The sequence below is a fragment of the Marinobacter sp. EN3 genome (assembly GCF_000475315.1).
GTDB classification, from domain to species: Bacteria; Pseudomonadota; Gammaproteobacteria; order Pseudomonadales; family Oleiphilaceae; genus Marinobacter; species Marinobacter nauticus.
On record NZ_AXCC01000057.1, the window covers coordinates 1 to 5,247 of the forward strand.

9 protein-coding genes and 1 pseudogene are annotated in these 5,247 nt (G+C 52.8%); 2 read left to right on the top strand and 8 right to left on the bottom strand.

The window, feature by feature from the left end; translation table 11 throughout:
- Positions 1-31: 31 nt before the first annotated feature.
- The 5 genes from Q675_RS33795 to Q675_RS38665 form a co-directional block, all read right to left on the bottom strand.
- Positions 32-733: a Fic family protein gene (locus Q675_RS33795; RefSeq protein WP_023011843.1), complete on the bottom strand. Its 702-nt coding sequence runs from the start codon at positions 731-733 to the stop codon at positions 32-34.
- Between the two features lie 377 nt (positions 734-1,110).
- The gene (locus Q675_RS33800) at positions 1,111-1,410 is read right to left on the bottom strand and encodes a CcdB family protein (protein ID WP_023011844.1); all 300 of its coding nucleotides are present in this window, start codon (positions 1,408-1,410) and stop codon (positions 1,111-1,113) included.
- On the bottom strand, positions 1,410-1,655 hold the full coding sequence (locus Q675_RS37990; RefSeq protein WP_081698882.1) for a type II toxin-antitoxin system CcdA family antitoxin: 246 nt from the start codon (positions 1,653-1,655) through the stop codon (positions 1,410-1,412). The genes Q675_RS33800 and Q675_RS37990 overlap by 1 nt, the downstream gene beginning before the upstream one ends.
- Positions 1,656-1,872: 217 nt before the next feature.
- A complete protein-coding gene (locus tag Q675_RS33805) occupies positions 1,873-2,178 on the bottom strand; it encodes a BrnA antitoxin family protein (protein ID WP_023011845.1) in 306 nt (101 codons plus the stop codon).
- Positions 2,162-2,431, bottom strand: a complete 270-nt coding sequence (locus Q675_RS38665) for a BrnT family toxin (protein ID WP_023011846.1) — start codon at positions 2,429-2,431, stop codon at positions 2,162-2,164. The genes Q675_RS33805 and Q675_RS38665 overlap by 17 nt, the downstream gene beginning before the upstream one ends.
- Before the next feature lie 120 nt (positions 2,432-2,551).
- On the opposite strand from Q675_RS38665, the gene Q675_RS38475 reads away from it, so the two are divergent.
- Both Q675_RS38475 and Q675_RS38480 read left to right on the top strand, forming a co-directional pair.
- On the top strand, positions 2,552-2,998 hold the full coding sequence (locus Q675_RS38475) for a transposase (protein WP_023011847.1): 447 nt from the start codon (positions 2,552-2,554) through the stop codon (positions 2,996-2,998).
- A 3-nt stretch (positions 2,999-3,001) separates the two neighbouring features.
- Entirely contained in the window at positions 3,002-3,550 is a 549-nt protein-coding gene (locus tag Q675_RS38480; protein WP_023011848.1) for a hypothetical protein, read from the top strand.
- Positions 3,551-3,865: 315 nt separating this feature from the next.
- Here Q675_RS38480 and Q675_RS33815 read toward each other — a convergent pair whose 3' ends face one another.
- From Q675_RS33815 to Q675_RS33825, 3 genes and pseudogenes are all read right to left on the bottom strand, one after another.
- Positions 3,866-4,165, bottom strand: a complete 300-nt coding sequence (locus Q675_RS33815) for a HigA family addiction module antitoxin (protein WP_023011849.1) — start codon at positions 4,163-4,165, stop codon at positions 3,866-3,868.
- A gap of 12 nt (positions 4,166-4,177) precedes the next feature.
- Entirely contained in the window at positions 4,178-4,456 is a 279-nt protein-coding gene (locus Q675_RS33820) for a type II toxin-antitoxin system RelE/ParE family toxin (protein ID WP_023011850.1), read from the bottom strand.
- 299 nt (positions 4,457-4,755) lie between these two features.
- Positions 4,756-5,220: pseudogene (locus Q675_RS33825) on the bottom strand (3'(2'),5'-bisphosphate nucleotidase CysQ family protein); the annotation flags it as partial.
- Between the last annotated feature and the right edge of the window lie 27 nt (positions 5,221-5,247).

The following is a 5,247-nucleotide window of genomic DNA, read 5'->3' on the forward strand; positions in this document are numbered from 1 at the left end:
AGCCCCGAAATGTACTGCTGGCCTAACCCGTTTACTCTTCTTTCATAATACGAACGACCCGTTCGTCCATGCAGCTACGCACAAATGCATTCATTTCACGCTGGTCGCCAGACTCGTAGAATCGGAGCATAAGTTCATTGAACTCGAGCTGGCTTGAAGCCGGGATATTGACGGCCGGATAGCCGTTGCTCAGCAGGTGGCCGTTCATCATAAAACGCCCCATGCGCTTGTTCACATCGTAGAAAAACTGGCAACGGGCCATGGTTAGGAACAGGTGGACAGCCTGATCGTAAACATCATCCATGTGTTGTAGTTCATCGATCATGCGGTCAAAACGTTCCGGTAACTCACTAGCCGCCGGTGGCTCGTAATCAGTGCCGGCAATGAGTACGGAGCCACTGCGAAAGCAGCCCCACTCCAATGCTTCTTCCCTTGCAGCAACCGCATGCAGAGCCATGGCGCAATCGGCCGATAAACTGAAGCTCCCTTCCCGGATCATTTGAAAGAGCAGCTTCCAGGCCTCGCCCTGATTAACGGCGATCTGCTGATCGCTCAGCCGATGCCCACCCACTGTGACACCCTGCAACAGGGTTTGTACCTCCGGTAACGTAAAGTTGATGCCCTCCAGGCGCACTGCATCGTATACAAATACCGACACCGCACGTTGCGCAAGCATAAGTGCTTTTTCGGGGTTGGGTGGCATTGACCAGTGGTTGTCTGTGGCGGTGGGCATTTCGGCTCCGGTTGGCGGTGCAACTTTCAGTTGTTTTCAAGACTGCCAATTTACCATAGCGGGCGTTAAAAGCTGAGTTTGCGATAGCTAGTGTCCCGTCTGGCTAATTCCTTAACCTACTGAGCTTCTGAAAAACCGAAGAGCTAGGCGTGCTGGTGAAGGTTTGGTGGTTCCAAATCGAGCCAGCAGAACGACGTTCTTCGGTTTTTCAGAAGCTCCCGGAGGGCTTGTCTCTGAGGACTCTGAGCCCTGTGTTGCCAGTCCTTGATGTGGAACCACCACATCTGCAGACTGGCGCCTTGGTCAGAGTCCTCAGAGGCAAGCAGTAGATTAAGGAATTAGCCAGACGGGACACTAGCGCCTGCCCATGATCCCCCCTAAAAGCCCAAAAGCAGCATATCCAGTGCTGCGGCAATGTCATCTTGCTGCTCAGCAAGGCTACCGGAGCAAAAACGCAATTCGCTTTCCGGCACAGCCGCCATATATTGAGTCGCCATGACGACTTCCAGGCCGTTGATGCTAAACACAGGATTCAGCCTCTGAGCAGGGAATGGCGCCGACGATTTGGGCAGTAACGGCACAACTACTCGTGTGTTCAAGCCACTGAGAAGGTCTGACTGAACGTCCAGCAGATATCCCGCCCCGTTTTTATTTTCAAAGATATCGAAACGAGACATCAGAACTGGCGATGCCGTGCAAGAGGCAAGCCGTTGGCTTCAACATAAGCGTTCGAGCTTTCAAGCGCTTCAGCATTCTCGTTAAGCCATTTGCTCCGCTTATGGAGTTTAACCGCTTCCGCAATTCCTGCTTCTGCAGACCGAGAGACATTGATTCCAAGGGATTTTGCCTCTTTGAGAAGAGTGCTATCCAGCGATAGATTCGTTGGTTTACGTATGGACTTTGTAGTTTCGGCAGTTTGCATGGTGTTGCCCTCTCGAGAAATGTTCTACTCAGTATATGCGCATGGTTCTTGGGCATCAATTTTGTGGAGACAAGCTAGTAAGCTAGTGCCTAGTAAGCTAGTGCCTGTCTGCGGCAGGCACTGTCTACGGGTCAGGCTAGCGGCAGGCTAGTGCAGCGGCAGGCTAGTGCCTGTCCAAGATCAGCCTTGCGCAGTAGATTCCCTCGAATGTTGTGCATTATCCCAACCTCTCAATATCGGACTGACTATGGGTTCTCAGATACTCCTGAAGTGCCTTGTCCATTCGGGTTTGCCAGCCGCTGCCTGTGGCGCGAAACTGCTCAACGACCTCCGGTGAAAGTCTGATAGTTATCCGTTCTTTAGTGGTCTCCGCTTTGGGCCGACCAACCGGACGCAACCGGCGGAACTCTTCTTCCGTGAGCTCGCGTGTATCTGCGTCTTGTGCAATCCCCTCGTTAATGCCTGACTCTTCATCGCCCGAAGGCAGTGTAAACTTCCGACCTGATTTAGATTTTGTCTGCATAAAGCCTCACCTCCCGACGATTTGCCTTTCGAAGACTGATTATGCGGCGGATGCCTTTTCGCTCTGTGTAAACAACACAGTAGACACGATCGCCTATGGGGCCATACCCAATCATTCGGCGCTCACCATAATCATTACGAAAATCCTCCATAGCCCACACCCAATCCCATTCGAGCCTGGCGGCATCAGCTAACGAAACACCGTGCTTTTCAGTGTTTTTCTCATCCTTCCTTGGATCGAATTCAATATTCATCTGGATTTATTGTACATACAAAAATAGAGTTTGAGAAATAGCAGAAATAAGGGAAACACACTAAAACACCAAAATACTGTACATATATACAGATCCGAATTATTGATGCATGATATGACCATGTCAACAGTCACGGAAGACAAGGACCCCACCATGCCAAAAGCCAGAGCAGAACTGGTCAGCGTTTCAGATACCCCCTTCTACCACGTGATCTCACGCTGCGTGCGCCGCACCTTCCTGTGCGGGCAAGATCGCGCCACCGGGCGCTGTTATGAGCACCGGCGAGGATGGATTGAAGAGCGAATCCGGCTTCTGGCATCAGTGTTTGCGGTAGATGTGGCCGCTTATGCGGTGATGTCGAACCACTATCACCTGGTGGTGAAGCTCAGCCCGGATGACGTGGAACCGTGGAGCATGGATGAGGTGCTGGCGCGCTGGTGCAGCCTCTATAAGGGGCCACCACTGGTACAGCGGTACCATCGGGAAGATGAGTTGTGTGCGGCCGAGCTTCGGCGAGTGGAGGAGTATGCAGAAACCTTCCGGCAGCGGTTGGCGGATTTGAGCTGATTTATGAAATGCCTGAACGAGCCGATTGCGAGGCAGGCCAACCGGGAAGATGAGTGCACCGGGCACTTCTGGGAGAGCAGGTTCAAGTCTCAAGCGTTGGATACCGAAGAAGCCCTCCTTTCCTGCATGGCCTATGTCGACCTGAATCCAATCCGCGCTGCCATGGCGGAGACGCCAGAAACCTCCGAACACACCAGCATCAAGGAGCGAATTCATCCCACCTTTGATCTGGCAGAAGCCATTGCCCGGCAAACAGAACAGCAGGCGCTGAATGAGTTTTCGGTGCCGTTAAAACCGCTACTGGGTTTTGAAGGCGTGATTCGAAACGGCTTCCAGCGAAGCATCCTGTTCAGCTTTGAAGATTACCTGGAACTGGTAGATTGCACTGGGCGGATCAGCCGAAGCGACAAACGGGGCGCTATTGATGAGAAGGCGCTACCGATTCTGGAACGGCTGAATCTGGACCCGGAACGATGGTGCCACCGGGCGACCGCGTTTGAGGGCAGTTATCAGGATTACCGGAACCCTGGACGGCGACGACGAGCGGCTTAGACAACCACCCCCAATTACTCCAATCCCTTTATCGGTGTTCCCGCCGAGAATGTCGCTCGCCTGAAATCGGCGGTTTTCAGAATTCACGGTGGAAGGTCGCCGCTGCTTTGTCATAACCGCGAATTAGACGCAGTGAAACCAAACGGCAGAAACAACAAAGGCCCGGGGGCGAAACCTCCGGGCCTTTGGGGATCTGGTCACAGACGAGTGCCTGTCTGTGATAACACGGGTCAGGCTATGAACAAGGCTATGAATGCCTGTCTATGATGTTGGTCCATGATGTTGATGATGTTCGAATCATTGTGCATTTGGTTTTCAGGCAGCGTGCGGCTGAACCTCCTTAGCAATCTTGGCTTCTTTGCCCATCTGAGCCTGGCGCAGCTCAAACTCCGTTTGGAGGTTCAGCCAGAACCGCGCACTGGTGCCAAAGTAACGCGCTAGTCGCAGCGCCGTGTCTGCGGAAACGCCCCGGTTCTCACGAACGATCTCATTCATCCGCGTTGCCGGAACATGCAAAGCCTTTGAGAGCGCATTTACGCTCATCTCCAGCGGCTCCAAATACTCTTCCCGCAGAATCTCTCCAGGGTGAATGGGACGCATACCATTACTAATCATTGTGCGACCTCCTCAGTGGTAATCAACAATTTCAACATCTTCCGGACCGTCCGCAGTCCACCGAAAGCACATCCGCCACTGCCGGTTAATGCGGATGCTGTGCTGGCCTTCCCGGTCACCATTCAAGGCTTCAAGCCGGTTACCAGGTGGGGATTTCAGATCATCCAGCTCTGCAGCTGCTTGCAATACTATCAATTTACGCTCAGCTGCAGCCTTTATCGCCGAAAACCGTCTGGTTTTTCCAGTCTCAAACAGCACTTGAGTGTCTTTGCATCGGAAGCTTTTAATCATACCAGAACCTTATAACGTTTATCGTTAAGCGTCAAACAGAATTAGCAGCGAGTGCCCCGTATTGCGACACGCATTTTCGCGGCCTCTCATACCACCGGGCAACCACGCTCGAGGACAGCTATCAGAATTACCCCCAACCCTGAGTGGCGCCGAATTACCATAATCCTGAAACAGACGCAGCAAACAAACATCCAGAAACGACAAAGGCCCGGGGTCGAAACCACCGGGCCTTTGGGGATCTGGTCAGGCTGGGGCCAGGTCAGGCTAGTGCAGGTCATGCTAGTGCCTGTCCATGATCAATTATTGGGTTCCGCCACCCGTATGCGGTGTACCCGACCTGTACGGTCCCGCATGTGAGCACCCTCACCTTTTATGCCCCAGAAGGCTTCTTTCAGGGCGGGGGCCGTGACCACACCCATCACTGGCTCGCCGTCTTCAATCATGGCGATGTTAACGGTGAATTCGCCCGTGCGCTGGGTAAAATCCTTGGTGCCATCGATGGGGTCGATCAGCCAGAACCGGCGCCATTTTTTCCGCTCTTCCCAGGGAATCTCCGCGCCCTCTTCTGAGAGTATCGGAATGTCCCGGCTGATTTGGCGCAGCCCCTTAACAATGATGTCGTGACTGGCAATGTCCGCAGCGGTGATTGGTGAGTGATCTTCCTTATAATTCACTTTGAAATCAGACTGGTAGATATGCAGTACTTTTTCGCTGGCTTCATCAGCGATTTTGATCACATCTGGCAGTATGGAGCTGTAATGCATCAGATCTCTACCTCTTCGAACAAATCC

Coding starts and splice junctions, on each gene's coding strand:
- Q675_RS37990 (WP_081698882.1), bottom strand. CDS start 1,655: ATGCAAACTGCCGAAACTACAAAGTCCATACGTAAACCAACGAATCTA.
- Q675_RS38475 (WP_023011847.1), top strand. CDS start 2,552: ATGTCAACAGTCACGGAAGACAAGGACCCCACCATGCCAAAAGCCAGA.
- Q675_RS38665 (WP_023011846.1), bottom strand. CDS start 2,431: ATGAATATTGAATTCGATCCAAGGAAGGATGAGAAAAACACTGAAAAG.
- Q675_RS33815 (WP_023011849.1), bottom strand. CDS start 4,165: ATGATTAGTAATGGTATGCGTCCCATTCACCCTGGAGAGATTCTGCGG.
- Q675_RS38480 (WP_023011848.1), top strand. CDS start 3,002: ATGAAATGCCTGAACGAGCCGATTGCGAGGCAGGCCAACCGGGAAGAT.
- Q675_RS33800 (WP_023011844.1), bottom strand. CDS start 1,410: ATGTCTCGTTTCGATATCTTTGAAAATAAAAACGGGGCGGGATATCTG.
- Q675_RS33805 (WP_023011845.1), bottom strand. CDS start 2,178: ATGCAGACAAAATCTAAATCAGGTCGGAAGTTTACACTGCCTTCGGGC.
- Q675_RS33820 (WP_023011850.1), bottom strand. CDS start 4,456: ATGATTAAAAGCTTCCGATGCAAAGACACTCAAGTGCTGTTTGAGACT.
- Q675_RS33795 (WP_023011843.1), bottom strand. CDS start 733: ATGCCCACCGCCACAGACAACCACTGGTCAATGCCACCCAACCCCGAA.